This window comes from Pedobacter sp. KBS0701 (assembly GCF_005938645.2).
GTDB lineage: Bacteria > Bacteroidota > Bacteroidia > Sphingobacteriales > Sphingobacteriaceae > Pedobacter.
In genome coordinates, this window is record NZ_CP042171.1 from 5,411,076 (window position 1) to 5,427,702 (window position 16,627).

At 37.4% G+C, this 16,627-nt stretch carries 13 protein-coding genes; 6 read left to right on the forward strand and 7 right to left on the reverse strand.

The annotated features are described in order from the left end of the window. Window positions 1-37 precede the first annotated feature (37 nt). Entirely contained in the window at window positions 38-1,045 is a 1,008-nt protein-coding gene (gene dusB, locus FFJ24_RS21930; protein ID WP_138819273.1) for a tRNA dihydrouridine synthase DusB, read from the forward strand. A gap of 35 nt (window positions 1,046-1,080) precedes the next feature. Further along, window positions 1,081-1,467: a Co2+/Mg2+ efflux protein ApaG gene (gene apaG, locus FFJ24_RS21935; RefSeq protein ID WP_138819274.1), complete on the forward strand. Its 387-nt coding sequence runs from the start codon at window positions 1,081-1,083 to the stop codon at window positions 1,465-1,467. 432 nt (window positions 1,468-1,899) lie between these two features. Here the strand turns inward: apaG and FFJ24_RS21940 are convergent, their stop codons facing one another. Next, the gene (locus FFJ24_RS21940) at window positions 1,900-2,595 is read right to left on the reverse strand and encodes a zinc metallopeptidase (RefSeq protein WP_138820781.1); all 696 of its coding nucleotides are present in this window, start codon (window positions 2,593-2,595) and stop codon (window positions 1,900-1,902) included. 83 nt (window positions 2,596-2,678) lie between these two features. Here FFJ24_RS21940 and FFJ24_RS21945 point away from each other — a divergent pair, with 83 nt between their 5' ends. Then, window positions 2,679-3,818: an FAD-binding oxidoreductase gene (locus FFJ24_RS21945; RefSeq protein ID WP_138819275.1), complete on the forward strand. Its 1,140-nt coding sequence runs from the start codon at window positions 2,679-2,681 to the stop codon at window positions 3,816-3,818. 197 nt (window positions 3,819-4,015) lie between these two features. On the opposite strand, the gene purU is transcribed toward FFJ24_RS21945, so the two are convergent. Then, entirely contained in the window at window positions 4,016-4,855 is an 840-nt protein-coding gene (gene purU, locus FFJ24_RS21950) for a formyltetrahydrofolate deformylase (protein WP_138819276.1), read from the reverse strand. A gap of 118 nt (window positions 4,856-4,973) precedes the next feature. Here purU and FFJ24_RS21955 point away from each other — a divergent pair, with 118 nt between their 5' ends. Next, the gene (locus tag FFJ24_RS21955; RefSeq protein WP_138819277.1) at window positions 4,974-6,359 is read left to right on the forward strand and encodes a DNA recombination protein RmuC; all 1,386 of its coding nucleotides are present in this window, start codon (window positions 4,974-4,976) and stop codon (window positions 6,357-6,359) included. Window positions 6,360-6,697: 338 nt separating this feature from the next. Here FFJ24_RS21955 and thiL read toward each other — a convergent pair whose 3' ends face one another. The 3 genes from thiL to nadA form a co-directional block, all read right to left on the reverse strand. Next, window positions 6,698-7,738, reverse strand: coding sequence for a thiamine-phosphate kinase (thiL, locus tag FFJ24_RS21960; RefSeq protein ID WP_138819278.1), 1,041 nt, complete (start codon window positions 7,736-7,738; stop codon window positions 6,698-6,700). Window positions 7,739-7,860: 122 nt separating this feature from the next. Beyond that, entirely contained in the window at window positions 7,861-9,099 is a 1,239-nt protein-coding gene (locus FFJ24_RS21965; protein WP_138819279.1) for a dicarboxylate/amino acid:cation symporter, read from the reverse strand. Window positions 9,100-9,166: 67 nt separating this feature from the next. Then, on the reverse strand, window positions 9,167-10,207 hold the full coding sequence (gene nadA / locus FFJ24_RS21970) for a quinolinate synthase NadA (RefSeq protein WP_371717080.1): 1,041 nt from the start codon (window positions 10,205-10,207) through the stop codon (window positions 9,167-9,169). A gap of 408 nt (window positions 10,208-10,615) precedes the next feature. Between nadA and nadB the strand changes: the two genes are divergently transcribed. Then, window positions 10,616-12,202, forward strand: a complete 1,587-nt coding sequence (nadB, locus tag FFJ24_RS21975) for an L-aspartate oxidase (RefSeq protein ID WP_138819281.1) — start codon at window positions 10,616-10,618, stop codon at window positions 12,200-12,202. A 100-nt stretch (window positions 12,203-12,302) separates the two neighbouring features. Next, complete coding sequence (locus tag FFJ24_RS21980) at window positions 12,303-12,815, forward strand: gamma carbonic anhydrase family protein (protein WP_138819282.1); 513 nt, start codon at window positions 12,303-12,305, stop codon at window positions 12,813-12,815. A gap of 85 nt (window positions 12,816-12,900) precedes the next feature. Here the strand turns inward: FFJ24_RS21980 and FFJ24_RS21985 are convergent, their stop codons facing one another. Beyond that, window positions 12,901-14,541 carry an Ig-like domain-containing protein gene (locus FFJ24_RS21985; protein ID WP_138819283.1) on the reverse strand — a complete coding sequence of 547 codons (1,641 nt, stop codon included), beginning with the start codon at window positions 14,539-14,541 and terminating at the stop codon, window positions 12,901-12,903. 121 nt (window positions 14,542-14,662) lie between these two features. Then, complete coding sequence (gene mnmG / locus FFJ24_RS21990) at window positions 14,663-16,525, reverse strand: tRNA uridine-5-carboxymethylaminomethyl(34) synthesis enzyme MnmG (RefSeq protein ID WP_138819284.1); 1,863 nt, start codon at window positions 16,523-16,525, stop codon at window positions 14,663-14,665. Between the last annotated feature and the right edge of the window lie 102 nt (window positions 16,526-16,627).

A 16,627-nucleotide genomic window follows, 5' to 3' on the forward strand; every position in this document is an offset into this window, starting at 1 on the left:
TACCTTTGTATGTTTTATTAATCGTTGAAGATAGAAAATGTCTGTTAAGATAGGAAATATAGATTTAGGTGAGTTCCCCTTATTGCTGGCTCCAATGGAGGATGTAAGCGATCCGCCGTTCCGTTACGTGTGCAAAAAAAATGGGGCTGATATGATGTATACCGAGTTTATTTCTTCGGAGGGCTTGATCCGTGACGCTGCAAAAAGCAGACAAAAACTTGACATTTTCGAATATGAAAGACCGATCGGCATCCAGATTTTTGGTGGAGATATCGAGCACATGCGCGAAGCCTCAGAAATAGCATCTGCCGCAGGACCAGATTTAGTCGACATTAATTACGGCTGCCCTGTAAAAAATGTAGTTTGTAAAGGTGCAGGCTCCAGTCTGCTGCAAGACATTGATAAAATGGTAAAAATGACTGATGCTGTAGTTAAAGCTTCGCATTTGCCCGTTACCGTAAAAACCCGCTTAGGATGGGACGACAATACTAAAAATGTTTACGAGGTTGCCGAGCGACTTCAGGATGTAGGTATCCAGGCACTTACCATCCATGGCCGTACCAGGGCACAATTATATAAAGGCGAAGCAGATTGGGCGCTTATCCGCGAAATTAAACGTAATCCACGCATCAAAATCCCGATTTTTGGTAATGGTGATGTAGATAGTCCTGAAAAAGCTGCCAACTGGCGCATGGAATATGAGGTAGATGGCATTATGATCGGTCGTGCAGCTATTGGTTACCCCTGGATTTTTCGTGAGGTAAAACACTTCTTCAAAACTGGCGAACACCTTGCAGGACCAACCATCGAAGAAAGGATTGAAGTTTGCCGTACCCATTTGAATAAATCACTGGAATGGAAAGGCCCAAAAACGGGAATCTTCGAAATGCGCCGCCATTATGCCAATTATTTTAAAGGTCTGCCCGATTTTAAACCATACCGTATGCGTTTAGTGGCCGAGCCCGATATCAACAACATTTACAGCATTTTAGAAGAAGTGGCAGAAAAATTTGCCAACTATGATGCTACTAAGGTACTGGCTTGATTTTTGAAAGTTTTTTTCATACATTCGTTATTATCATGGTTACAGCTATTACAGACGGGGTTAAAGTTTCAGTTGAAACAGTTTACCAGCCAGAATATTCAAATCCGGCCAACGAGCATTTCATGTTCGCTTATCGCGTAGAAATTTCTAATCTTTCTGATTATGCTGTACAGTTAATGCGCCGCCAATGGTTAATTTTCGATTCGAACTCGAGCCGTAGGGAAGTAGAAGGTGAAGGTGTTGTAGGTTTACAGCCCATTATCCAACCTGGCGAAACCCATGTATATGTTTCAGGTTGTAATCTAAAAACCGATATGGGCAGCATGAAGGGCACTTACCTTATGAAACGCGATATAGACGGCTCTGAATTCGATGTTGATATACCCGAATTTCAATTGATAGCCCCTTATAAATTAAATTAATTTTTTTCTTTATTCTTGTCTCCCTAAGCGTAGTCGAAGGGCGAAACCAATATTCATTTTTTAGAAAAGCAATTTCAGCATTTCATTTTAAGGTTAGTCCTGCTTTTGTTTCAAGTCCTCGCATCGCTGTGGGCTTTTCACGTCAATCAGGTTTAAATTGCAGTTTTTCTGCTAATATCAAAGGTTTAAATTATGGCGTATAACCCTTCTTCTGCAATCTCCAACCCAAAATAGTACAATGTACCTTGCCACCTAAACCCGATCAAAGCGAGATGCCGATATTTTTCCATCGGCAGAAGCGGGAGCGGGACCGGAGCTTTCATATTCCCACCGAAATTGCTTTCCAAAAAAACCTCATTAAAATACCATCAAACCAAAAACGGCCAGGATTATTATCCCAGCCGCATTGTATTCTTCATAATTGATATTTCCTTAATCCCTGCTTCTTCCAAAAAGCATCGATGCGTAATATAATAAATTAGCAAGCGCACCAACAGCTGCTACCACATAAGTCATGGCTGCCCACCAAAGCGCGTCTTTAGCCTGCGCATTTTCTTCTTGTGTTTGCATTACGCCATTATTGTTTTTTAGCCAGGCCAGTGCACGGTTACTGGCATCAAATTCGACTGGTAGGGTAATGATACTAAATATGGTTACCAATGTTAAACCCACTACGCCAATGGCCAAAACAATTGGATTTCCGGTAAAACCTATTAACAATACTCCAATTAATAATACCCATTGTAAAAGATTAGATGATATGCTCACCACCGGCACCATGCTGCTTCTTAACTGTAACCAGTTATATGATTTCGCCTGTTGCACTGCATGCCCACATTCGTGAGCCGCTACCGCCGCCGCCGCTACGCTACGGCTATAGTATACATCTGTACTTAAATTAACGGTTTTATCTGATGGATTGTAATGATCTGTTAATTGTCCTTCGGTACTCATCACCTTCACGTCGTATATCCCATTATCATGCAGCATTCTTTCTGCTACCTCCTTGCCCGATAAACCTGAACTTAATTGCATTTCGGCATACTTGGAAAACTTGTTTCTAAAACGCCATTGTACAAACATGCTCAACAATAATACCGGGATGATTAATATTAAATAAACTCCCATTTTCTTATGTATGTTTTTCATTCTGCATATATCAAAAAGCGTTCCCATATTATTTTGGTGTTAAAAAACAGTACATTTATGCTATGCCAACCGAGCTTTCATACTGGGAAAAAGAATCATTTTTTTGTAATTATGATGCCATTGTTATTGGTAGTGGCATCGTTGGATTAAACTCAGCCATCCACCTCAAAAAAACTGCTCCTTCATTAAAAATAGCCATCCTCGAAAGAGGATTTTTACCTACAGGTGCAAGTACAAAAAATGCAGGTTTTGCCTGTTTTGGGAGCATTTCTGAACTGATTGAACAAGAAGAAATGATCGGTATTGATCGGCTTTCAGCACTCATCGAAAAACGTTGGAAAGGCCTGCTCAAACTTCGCAATTTACTGAGCGATAATGCCATAGATTACCAATGTTTAGGCGGATATGAATTATTTAAAAATGAAGATAATTTTTTGGCTGAAATAGGTGTATCCAAAATTGAACATTTTAACCTTCTTGTTAACGATGTTGTTGGATCGAACGCTTTTGCTTTAAGCAATAAAAAGATCAGTTCCTTTGGTTTCGAGGGTGTAAGTACTTTAATCGAAAACCGCTATGAAGCACAGATTGATAGCGGTAAAATGATGCTTGCTTTAATCCAATATGCACAGCGGCTCGGCATTGGTATTTTTAACAATTGCACGGTAGATCGGATTGAAGAAGAATCAAAACGTTACCGTTTAATCACCAAAAACGAAAACTTTTTCTGTAAACGATTGATTGTTACAACCAATGCCTTTATCAAAGATCTTTATCCTGATATTGATATTAACCCGGGCCGTGGTCAGGTTTTAATTACCAGACCCATTAAAGATTTAAAAGTGGCAGGCACCTTTCATTACGATAAAGGTTATTATTATTTCAGAAATATAAACGGGCGGATTTTACTGGGTGGCGGCCGCAACATTGATTTTAAAGCAGAAGAAACTACTGCACTTGGACAAACCGAACCCATACAGCTGGCCTTGGAAAAATTATTAAAAACCGTAATCTTACCGAAAACCACTTTCGAAATAGATTACCGTTGGAGCGGCATTATGGCCTTTGGTAAAGTACCGGAACCTTTTATAGCAGAAATCCTCCCAAATGTATTTTGCGCCACCAGGTGTAACGGCATGGGTGTTGCTATTGGCTCGCAAACGGGAGAAGATGTAGCAAATTTATTATTGAATAAATTATAGTTGTTTTTTACCACAGATACACTGAGTTCGGTTTTTTGTTAAAGATCCTTTTAAAAAGTATCGTCATCTCGACTGGAATGCAGTGGAATGGAGAGATCCGCCTCAATAGATTTCTCGACTGCGTTGCACTCCGCTCGAAATGACGGCCAGACTTAAAAAAAGTCTTCGCAATCCGCCAAACCCTAAACGCATATCACTTACTTAAACACCACCGTTTTATTCCCACTCACAAAAACCCGATCTTCAAAAATGAGTTCCAAAGCCTCCAATAATACTTTTTTCTCAATTTCTTTACCGGCCCTTACCATTTCTTTAACGCCAAAATTATGATCAACGTGATTGGTGTGCTGGGTAATAATCGGACCTTCATCCAGGTTATCGGTAACAAAATGTGCAGTAGCTCCAATAATTTTTACCCCACGTTCAAAAGCTTGGCGATAGGGATTGGCACCAATAAAAGCTGGTAAAAAGGAATGATGAATATTGATGATTTTACCAGCATAATCTTTTACAAAATCAGCTGAAAGAATCCGCATAAACTTGGCCAATACCAGGTAATCTACCTCAAACTGATTGATAATTTCTTTTATTTCAGCCTCAAATACACTTTTATCTTTATTGCTATGATCTACGTAAAAATAAGGGATGCCCAGTTTTTCAGTAAAATCCCTTAAACTCTCATAATTACCAATGACACATTGAACATTGGCACCTAAAGTTTTAAATTGGTTTTTGATCAGTATTTCCGCCAAACAGTGATACTCTTTAGTTACTAAAACAGCAATTTGCTTCTCCTGTTCTGCAATTAAATTTACCTCAGCGGCATTTGGAAGATTTTCTAAAAGTTTTTCCTTTAATTTTTCCACATCTTCTAAATTTCCCGTACAGGCAATTCTTGTAAAAAATGCTTTATTGGCTTCATCAACGAACTCACGCATAGCAATAATATTGAGTTGATGTGCAGCCAGCACACGGGTAATATTGGTTACCAAACCCACCTGATCGGGGCAGGAAATAAGGACTGTTAATGCGTTCATTTATAAAATACTAATGTCCAATTATAGAAAAATTTTACGGTTTTATCTTGTTCAAGATGACTAATTTTTTTTGGTATATCTATTTTAAATCTCCACTTTTACTAAAATTTTTATCATTATGGAGACTATCGGCATCGCTTTACTAATTGTTATTTTAATTGTTCTGGTCATTTTATTGTTAAAGAAACCTCAAGCTGCGTTATCTATTGTATCAGTAGAAGATTTTGAGCGGATGAAAGGCGAAAATGAAACTTTAAAAATCAGTTTAGCAAAAGCCGATGAACGTGTTTCTAACTTATCGGTAGAAAAAGAACATATTACAGTACTTCTTAAACAGGAGCAGCAACGTTTGATTGATGAACTACAGGCCGAACGCGACCGCCTGGCAGATGCCAACCGTGAGCTCGAAAGCACAAGATCATTCTACCTGGCTGAAAAAGAAAAATTGGCCGAACAAAAATTAAGTTATGAGCAGTCGCAACAAAAGCTGAATAAAGATTTCGAATTGATTGCTAATAAAATCCTGGAAGAAAAATCCACCAAATTTATTGAGCAAAACCGTACCAACCTGGATATCATCCTCAATCCTCTGAAAGAAAATATCAAAGCTTTTGAAGATAAGGTAGAAAAGGTTTACAAAGCCGAATCGGACGAAAGAAATATATTGAAAGGTGTAATTTCAGAACTTCAGATTCAAAGCAAACTCATCCAGGAAGATGCCAATAATTTAACCAAAGCCTTAAAAGGCGACAGTAAAAAGCAAGGAAACTGGGGAGAGATCATTCTGGAAAAGGTACTGGAGCGCTCTGGTTTAGTTAGGGATCAGGAATACCGCATTCAAGCCTCACATACTTCAGCAGAAGGTAGCCGATACCAGCCCGATGTGGTGATCGACCTCCCGGATGATAAACACCTTGTTGTTGATGCTAAGGTAAGTTTGGTCGCTTATGAACGATCTGTATCAGCAGATACAGACGAAGAGCGTGAAGGCTATATAAAACAGCACCTGACCTCCATTAAGAATCACATTCAGGAACTATCATCAAAAAACTATCAGGATTTATATAAAATCAATTCTCCTGATTTTGTTTTATTATTTATTCCCATTGAATCTTCTTTTAGCATTGCAGTACAAAAAGATGCAGAACTCTTCAATTTTGCCTGGGACAGGAGGGTGGTTATTGTAAGTCCATCAACTTTGCTGGCTACTTTACGCACCATTGCCAGTATGTGGAAACAGGAACGTCAAAACCGCAACGTAATGGAAATTGCCCGTTTAAGCGGCAGCATGTACGATAAATTTGTGGGATTTGTTGCCGATATGGAAAATATCGGTAAATACATTAAAAACGGACAAGATGCTTACGATAAAGCCATTAATAAATTATCGGTAGGTGCCGGAAACTTGACCAATACTTCAGAAAAGATTAAAAAACTCGGTGCAAAGGCTACTAAACAGATTGATACGAAGTACTTAGATTTAAATGAAACGCATGATTTATAGCTTTGATAGTTACAAAACGGAACTCCAGATTTTTAGGAAATTTATAGTTAAAAAAATAAAAGTCAAAACTTGCAAAGTTAGCTATTTTTTCTGAAAGCCTTAGGGCGATTTTTTCATTATTTTTTTTCAGTGAATAGAATAGGTTTTATTTTGCCTAGAAACAATATATATGGCTTTAAAACAAAAAAGTCGATATCGCTGAGAACGTTTTATATTTTCTTAGCAATATCAGCTACAAAGTAAAATCGTCATTTCGACTGGAACGCAGTGGAATGGAGAGATCTATCTAGACAGATTTCTCGACTTCGTTGCACTCCAGTCGAAATGACGACCTATTTTTATTTCTTAAAAGCATTCCAGCCCTGGGCTTTCAGCTCGTGTACTTTTTCTGATTTAGAAACCATTTTGCAACCCGAATTTTTATCGGTAACGTGACCAATTACAGTGATATCTACATCATGTTTCAGCTTTTTATAATCTTCCTGACTAATGGTAAACAACAATTCATAATCTTCGCCACCACTTAAAGCACAAACCGTAGGATCTAGACCTAATTCGCGGGCAGTTTCATAAGTCATTGGATCTAAAGGAATTTTCTCTTCATAAATCGTGATCCCTTTATCAGATTGTTCTGCCAGGTGCAAAATTTCGGAAGCTAAACCATCTGAAACATCGATCATAGAAGTTGGTTTTATATTCATTTCATCTAGAAGTGCAACAATATCCATCCTGGCTTCAGGTTTCAATTGTCTTTCGATGATATAATCTTTACCTTCTAAATCTGGTTGGATCTGTGGATTTTCCAGATAGATTAATTTCTCTCTTTCCAGAATTTGCAGCCCTAGATAAGCACCACCCAAATCACCAGAAACACACAATAAATCATGTTCCTGAGCACCATTTCTGTAGACCACTTTATCAGCATCAGCATAACCAATACTGGTAATACTGATCACTAAGCCTTGTTTACTTGAGGAAGTATCGCCACCGATTAAATCAATGTTATATTTATTGCAGGCCAGCTCAATGCCCTTATAAATTTCTTCTACAGCTTCAAGCGGAAATTTACTTGATAAACCCAGCGAAACCGTAATCTGACTTGCTTTTCCGTTCATGGCATAAATATCACTCAGGTTCACTTGAACCGCTTTATAACCCAGATGCATTAAAGGCACATAAGCCAAATCGAAGTGGATTCCTTCCAATAATAAGTCGGTCGAAATCAAAGTCTGTTTTCCTTTTGCATCCAAAACGGCTGCATCATCGCCCACACCTTTTACCGAATAATCGTTTTTAATTTTAAAATTAGTAGTCAGGTGTTTAATTAACCCAAATTCGCCTAATTCATTAATATCTGTACGCTCTTTATTTTCAAACATATACAATAGTTAGAGGCGAAGCCTCATATTTTTATTTTTTAAAATCAATTGTCATTCTGAGCATAGCGAAGAATCTTTAGCTGCGCTAGCTGGTGTTTCATAGCTTACAGATCCTTCCTACGTCATGATGACAAATACTTACTTTCCATCCAGTTTTTACCTTCAGTAAATCTGGCAATCAACATGGCCGCAACATTATCACCGGTGGCATTTAACAAAGTTGCCATGGGATCAACCAACGTTCCGATAATCATGGCAGGTGGCAAAGCTTCTGGTGGCAATTGATAAGCCGAAATCATTAATAACTCCCCAATATATCCTCCATTCGGTATTCCACCTTCTACTATACTCACCAAAACCGTAATACCCAAGGCTAAAATAATGGTATCCACATGTACCAAATCTTTACCAAAAATGGCAAAAACAACGGCAATTTTTATAATGGAACTAATGCTCGACCCATCCTTATGCAAAGTTGATCCCAAGGGAATCGTCACATTGGTGATGTAAGCTGGAACCCCCATTTTTGTAGTCCCCTCTAAATTTGCCGGAATAGTAGCAATGCTGCTACAGGTTCCGATAGAGGTTAAAGATGGTACTATATTATTTTTCCAAAACACTTTTATGGCTTTAAATCCACCTGCAACGAAAGCGTATAAAGTGAAAAAAACGATAAAATAAAATGCCCCAATACCATAATACAAACCTAAAGCTTTTGCATAAGTACCGAAAAGCTGTGGACCAAAAACACCAACCTGATAGGCAAAGTAAGCACCTAAACCTATCGGACCAAGTTTCATGATCAAAATGATAAGTTTTTTCATCACTTCATTACCAGAAACAAGGAATTTTTTAAAGCCTTCACCTTCTTTTTCCGCATATAAAGTAGAAAATCCCACCAAAACTGAAAAAATAATCAGCGCAAGCATATTTTTCCTACTTCCAATTTCAAAAAACTCACCAACCGTTAAAAGTTGCGTCATCTGTTCGCCAAATGATTGAATTTTTTCAGGTTCTGTCGGTATTGTTGCATTTCCCAATTGCTGATGGATCGGAAAAATCCAAGTAGCTGCCAATGTTAAAATTGCAGAAATCAATACCGTTGCAAGGAAAACCAAAACCATTACCGTTAATAATCTCCCCAGTTTTTTAGTCCGGTCTATATTTGCAATGGCTGATGAAACTGCAAAAAATACTAATGGAATAACCGCGGTAAACAACAAGTTCAAAAATATATCACCCAGGGGTTTAATACTTTCAACACTTTTTTCAAAAATTAAACCCACTATGCTTCCAACAGTAATACCTGCCAAAAGCCATAATAAGCCTGAATAATTTTTAAGGATGTTGTTTTTTTCCATAAATGTAAAATTAGACTTCCGAAGTTTTGCCGGACTGCGGGCTGCTGCAAAACTTCGGAAGTCAGGCTTACAAGCCCAATTCAGCCGAAATATCCAACATCCTTTGGATCGGTTTACGCGCCTGTTCAATAATATGCTCAGGAACAGTTACTTCAGGCAGACCATTTTTAATACATAAATATAGTTTTTCTAAAGTATTTCTTTTCATATACGGACAATCGTTACAGGCACAGCTGTTATTTGGCGGTGCCGGAATAAACGTTTTTGTCGGATTTGCCTTTTCCATCTGGTGGATAATTCCACTTTCGGTAGCCACAATAAATTCTGTAGCCGGGTTAGTGATGGTGTACTTTAGCAAACCGGTGGTAGAGCCAATGTAATCAGCCATTTTTAAAACCACTTCTTCACATTCCGGGTGTGCAATAAATTTGGCATTAGGGTGGCGTTCCTTCAGTTTTGTAATTTTCTCCTGAGAAAAAATTTCGTGTACCATGCATGCACCATTCCATAACACCAAATCCCTACCTGTTTTTTTCGCCACGTAAGCACCTAAGTTACGATCCGGACCAAAAATTATTTTTTGATCTTTTGGTAAACTCTCTACAATCTGCACCGCATTGGTACTTGTACAAACAATATCACTTAAAGCTTTTAATTCAGCCGTGCAGTTTACGTAGGTGATTACCAGGTGATCCGGATATTTTTCCTTAAACTTTCTAAATAAATGCGGCGGACAACTATCTGCTAATGAACATCCTGCTTTTACATCAGGCAATAAAACGGTTTTATTGGGCGATAAAATCTTTGCCGTTTCAGCCATAAAATGTACGCCGGCAAATACGATTACATCAGCATCTGTTTTTGCAGCTTCCTGTGATAAGCCTAAACTATCTCCAATATAATCTGCAATATCCTGTATGTCAGGTTCTTGGTAATAATGTGCAAGGATAATGGCATTCTTTTCCTTTTTTAATTTCTCAATCTCTGCGAAAAGATCGAGCGTAGGATCAATTTCTTCTTCTGCGAAACCTTTTTTGTTGATTTCTTCTAAGACATCTATGTTCATTTTAAAATTTTCCTTTTTTGAATTTTGACGTTGGTCAAAGATAAAGCTTTCCACGTCTCAATAATTAATAAGTTATTTTAAATAAATAAATCTTGTTTGTTTATTAGTGTGTTAATAATGTTGGCAAGTTGATAAAATTCTTTCTTTTATATAAGTTGTTAATCGTTTACTAACATTTAGATTACATTTTTATAATATAATAGGTTTGATTTTCAGGGTTATCGAAAATCAGTTCAATTTTTATCAATACTGGAATGTTAATTGTTTATAAGTGGGTAAAAAGTTAATTACTTGTACAAAGCTGCTTAAAAATTGCGCAAAAGATTGTGGCAAATTGTGTTTTTAGAGTAGCTTTAAACATTCAAATTTATTTGTTAGGATAATTTAGACACAGAGTTAACATTTATCAACTAGTTGTTAACATCGTGGATAAAGTAAATGTTTTTATTAATGAGGAAAGTAGATTTTCTGGTAATCGGTTCAGGTATAGCGGGTTTGAGTTTTGCACTTAAAGCTGCAAAGTTTGGTAAGGTTTTAATTGTGACAAAGTCGAACGAAGACGAATCGAATACAAAATACGCTCAGGGTGGCGTTGCAGTTGTGGTGGATAAAGGTGATTCTTTTGAAAAACATATCGAAGATACATTAATTGCGGGAGATGGATTATGCGACGAAAAAATTGTGGAAATCGTTGTAAAAGAGGGACCTCAGCGCATCCAGGAGATCATTGACTATGGTATAAATTTCGATAAAGACAACTCCGGTTTCTATGATTTAGCAAAGGAAGGGGGACACTCCGAACACCGCGTTTTGCACTATAAAGATATCACCGGATATGAGATTGAAAGGGTATTGCTAAATGAAATTCATGAGAATAACAACATAGAGATATTAACACATTACTTTGCGCTGGAGTTAATTACCCAGCATCACCTGGGTGAATTTGTGGATAAACGTACCGAAGATATTAACTGTTATGGGGTATATGCCTTTAACACAGAGCTTAACGATGTGGAAAAGATTGTGGCAAATGTGACTGTGATGGCTTCAGGTGGTGCCGGTCACGTGTACTCGGCCACAACAAATCCGGTTATTGCAACAGGTGATGGTATGGCGATGGTTTACCGTGCTAAAGGAAAAGTAAGGAATATGGAGTTTATACAGTTCCATCCAACGGCTTTATATCATCCCGGAGAGTATCCATCGTTTTTAATTTCTGAAGCTGTGAGGGGTTTTGGTGGAGTTTTAAGGCGTAAGAATGGTGAAGAATTTATGCAGGAGTATGATGAGCGTAAATCGTTGGCACCACGTGATATTGTAGCTCGTGCAGTAGATAATGAAATGAAAAAATCAGGGGATGACTTTGTGTATCTGGACATTACCATGCGTAGTAAATCAGATATATTAAAGCATTTTCCTAATATATATGCAAAGTGTTTATCCATAGGGATTGATATGACGAAAGATTATATACCGGTTACGCCAGCATCACATTATATGTGTGGTGGTATCCTGGTTGATGAATATGGTCGTTCTTCAATCAAAAATCTATATGCCTGTGGAGAATGTTCTTCAACCGGCTTGCATGGTGCTAACCGTTTGGCTTCCAATTCCTTACTTGAAGCTACGGTTTTTGCACATCGCATTTATCAGGATGCAATTGAAAACTTTAAAAATAATGTGATTCCCGATGATATTCCAGAATGGGACTCTAAAGGTGTTACCCAAAGCAATGAAGATGTATTAGTAACACATAACCTGAGAGAGCTGCAAAAAGTTATGGGCGATTATGTAGGTATAGTACGTTCAGATTTCCGTTTAGAAAGGGCACATCGTCGTTTATTTTTAATTTACCAGGAAACAGAAGAATTTTATAAAAAGAATAAAGTTTCGGTTAAACTTTGCGAACTAAGAAATGTCATTCAAACGGCTTACCTGGTGATTAAATCTGCGATGCAAAGAAAGGAGAGTAGGGGATTACACTATACTACCGATTATCCTGAACATGCTAAAGAACTGGTAGATACTGTTTTTTAGTAAAATATCGTCATGCTGAATTTAGTTCAGCATCTAACGTGCTATATAAATAATACTTTAAAGACCCTGAAATAAATTCAGGGTGACGTGAAATAATATTATGCCTCTAATACTACCCGTAAAAAATAAATATCCAGAAATAGGAAAAGATAATTTCATTGCCGAAAACGCCACCATTGTTGGTGATGTAGTGATTGGTGATAAATGTTCAGTATGGTTTAATGCTGTGATTAGAGGCGATGTAAATGCCATTACGATAGGAAATGAATCAAACATCCAGGATGGTGCGGTAATCCACGCTACCTATTTAAAAGCATCAACACACATCGGTAACCGGGTGTCTGTAGGACATAATGCCATTGTACATGGTTGTACTGTACAGGATAATGTTTTAATCGGTATGGGCGCTATAGTAATGGATCATGCCATTATAGAAGAGTATTGCATTATTGCAGCTGGTTCAGTTGTGTTGGAGAATACGATCTGCGAAACAGGTTATTTATATGCCGGTACACCTGCAAAAAAAATAAAGCCCATTACTGAAGAGCAAAGGGCTTTATTAAATAAGTTGCCTGATAATTATATTATGTATTCGGGTTGGTTCACCACTTAGGTCGTCATTTCGACTGATGTGAAACGGAATGGAGAAATCTGTATCGAGATAGATCTCTCCGTTCCAGTCGAGATGACGGGTTTTTCTAAGGAGTTGGAGGTGGTATGACCAATGGATCTTCCCGTTCCCAGTTGGGTTTTAAATCCATTAAAGCTTTTAAGTACCAAACTTTTTCGGGTTGGTAACCGCCTTTAACACTTCCTGTATCCCATATTCCGTTTTTATTATCGTCATATACTACCCTGAGCATATATTTTCCGGCTGGATATTTTGAAAATAAAATCTTTGAATTTTTGCTTACTGGGTACGATTTAATAACGTCTTTTTTCTCGTTAAGAAATTGTACAATGTAATTTTTTGCAGTATCTGGTACGGTTACATTTAAAGCCAGAGTAGTGTAGGCATCAGAACTCTCCAGCGTAAATTTCTTAGATACATCTTTATTTTTTGCATTAAATATAGCTGTAAATGCACCTGCGCCTAATTTTAGGTCGTAAGTTCTTTTATTCTTCCATGGGTATTTGAGGTAGTATTTTTGTTGATCTACACTGTCTTTTACCAATTCGAAATTGGTCCGTTTTACAGAATCCTCCAATAGGGTGATCTTTGATGGATCAGCACTTGTCATTGGAAATGGGAAAGTCAGGGTTAATTGCTGAAACGGATTTAACTTACCTCCAGACAGGTTATCTGCTATGGTCACATCACGGGTATAGGTATCTTTTTTACCACGAGTAAAATTTAAAGTCTGCAGTACTTTACCCTGATCCTGAACCGCCACTTTAACCGAATCAAAACTCAGGTCTTTCAACCATATTTTGGCAGTATCATTATTCTTGGTGAAGTGTACGTACTTTCCAACATCAACTGCCGGTGGATCCATAACTGTAATTTTAGGGCTTTTAAGCTGCTGATTGAAGATAATTGATATACTTCCATCATTATTCAGTTTTCGGTCTAAAACGCGAAATTCCGGGGCTAATTCCTTAAAAATTTGAAGGTTAATGTTATCCAGATTTTTATCGATCACCACAGGTTCTTTAATAAAACCCACTTCGTCTGAAATTTGCTGATAAATTTTATCACCACCGCCACTGCTTTCCTTAATCGCGTAAACTTTATAGGTACCTTTTCGTAAGTTGTTTAATTTGTAGGTTCCGGCGCTATCAGTAGTGGTGTATATAGATGGACGTCTCTTTCCAAAAATGGTATCTCTTTCTAAGGGAAGAATAAATACGGTGGCATCTTTTTCTGGTTCGTCGCTCAGTGAATTCATGACCTTACCACTGATAGATAAAGAGTCGATGTCTGGACCGGTTGAAAAAACGTATGATAAATTTTTAACTACATTACCTTCATTTACATCAGCTATGGATTTGCCAAAGTTTAAAGTATAGGTTGTATTTTTTTCCAAAGAATCCTGAAGTGCAATTTCCAATCTTTTTTGACGCTTCTTTAGAACGGGAAGTTTTTCCTGATCAGGAGAAATTGAAAACTCTTTAAACTCATCTTTAATATTAAAATATTCATCAAACTCAATAATGATTTTTTTAGCATTGAAATTCCTCGTTTGATTTTTTGGCGTCATGCTTAAAACTTTTGGTGGCTTGGTATCTTTTGGTCCACCTTGCGGTGTCTGGATACTCGCACAGCCAAAAAATAGGAGGGCGGTTACCAGAACCGCGAGATTTTTAAGGTTAAAATACTGATCTTTTAAATTTGGCATATTTTAAACGTTCTGACGAATTTTTAAACTTTTTGGAACTCTAACATTAAAAAATCTTTTTATTGCTTTGTATCGATTTATTTAAAGTCTATTTTTATTTATTTAAAATACTGATAATCAATTACTTATTAATATAAACCATTAAAACTGATATATCTGAAGGTGATACACCTGAAATCCTTGATGCTTGCCCTAAGGTACGTGGTTTGATCTTAAATAATTTTTCCCGTGCCTCTTTTGAAATGGAAACAATTTTATTATAGTCGAAATCTGGTTTGATTTCTTTGTCTTCCATTTTTAACATTTTGGCTACAATTTCATTTTCTTTCTCAAAATAGCTTTCATATTTAATTTTGATTTCAGCCTGTTCTATGGTTTCGTTATCCAAATTTTTGGTAGCCTCTGCCAATGGCTTACTTACTTTAATCAGATCCTGTAAACCAACATGAGGTCTTCCTACCAAACTATGGATTTTTACATTTTGATTTAAAGTGCTCGATCCTAAACTCTCAAGCATTGGATTTGCATCACTCATTTCTATGCCCTGGTTCCTGGTAAATTTTACCAAAGAATCAGCATTTGCTATTTTCTGATTTACTTTTTCTAAACGCTCATCTGAAATTAAGCCGAGTTCGTGGCCGATAGGAGATAGGCGAATATCTGCATTATCTTGTCTTAATAATAAACGATGTTCAGCTCTTGAAGTAAACATGCGGTAAGGTTCTTCAGTTCCTTTAGTAACCAAATCGTCAATTAAAACACCTATATAACTTTCTGATCTTTTCATGATCAATTCATGTTTATCGTGAATTTTTTGGTGGGCATTAATACCGGCCATGAAACCCTGACAAGCTGCTTCTTCGTAACCCGTAGTTCCGTTAATTTGTCCTGCCAAAAATAAATTGCTGATCAATTTAGTTTCCAGGGTTAATGATAATTGGGTAGGTGGGAAGAAATCGTATTCAATGGCATATCCTGGCCTGAACATTTTTGCCTGTTCAAAGCCTGGTATTAATCTTAATGCCTTAAATTGTACATCCTCAGGAAGCGAAGTAGAAAAACCATTTACATAAATTTCGCAAGTATTCCAGCCTTCAGGTTCGACAAAAATCTGATGGCGATCGCGTTCAGCAAAACGATTAATTTTATCCTCTATAGATGGACAATATCTAGGACCTAAACCTTTAATACGACCTGTAAACATTGGAGATTTTTCGAATCCTTCTTTTAAAGTTTCGTGTACTTCACTGTTTGTGTAGGTAATCCAGCAACAGCGTTGATCGGTGGTAACTAGGGTGTCTGTGAACGAAAATTTACTTCTATTTTCATCTCCCCACTGCTCTTCCATCTTAGAATAATCTAAACTTCTGCCATCAACACGTGGGGGAGTACCTGTTTTCATTCTGCCTGATTCCATTCCGAGCTCTACTAATTGCTCCGTAATTCCTGTAGAAGATCGCTCTGCAGTTCTGCCTCCACCGAATTTCTTTTCTCCAATATGAATAATTCCATTAAGGAAGGTTCCGTTGGTTAATACCACAGCTGTACTTTCTATCTTTATACCTAAAGATGTTTTTACGCCATACGCCGTATTGTCTTTAACCAATAATCCTACTACACTATCTTGCCAAATATCTACATTTGGGGTGTTTTCTAGGGCTAACCTCCATTCTTCAGCAAAGCGCATCCTGTCTATCTGAGCCCTGGGACTCCACATAGCAGGACCCTTTGATTTATTTAGCATCCTGAACTGGATCGTAGATTTATCTGATATAATTCCAGAATATCCACCCAAGGCATCAACCTCACGAACAATTTGTCCTTTAGCTACACCACCCATTGCAGGGTTACAACTCATTTGGGCAATAGTGCCCATGTTCATTGTGATCAGTAAAACAGATGATCCTAAGTTGGCAGCGGCAGCGGCAGCTTCGCAGCCTGCATGACCAGCACCAACAACAATCAAATCGTATTTTGAAAACATTTTATTATATATTTCTTAATGTTCCACGTGGAACAATTTTATTTATTAGTTTTATAGTCAATATAAACGTGTATATGTTGACTATTTAATATAATGTATCTT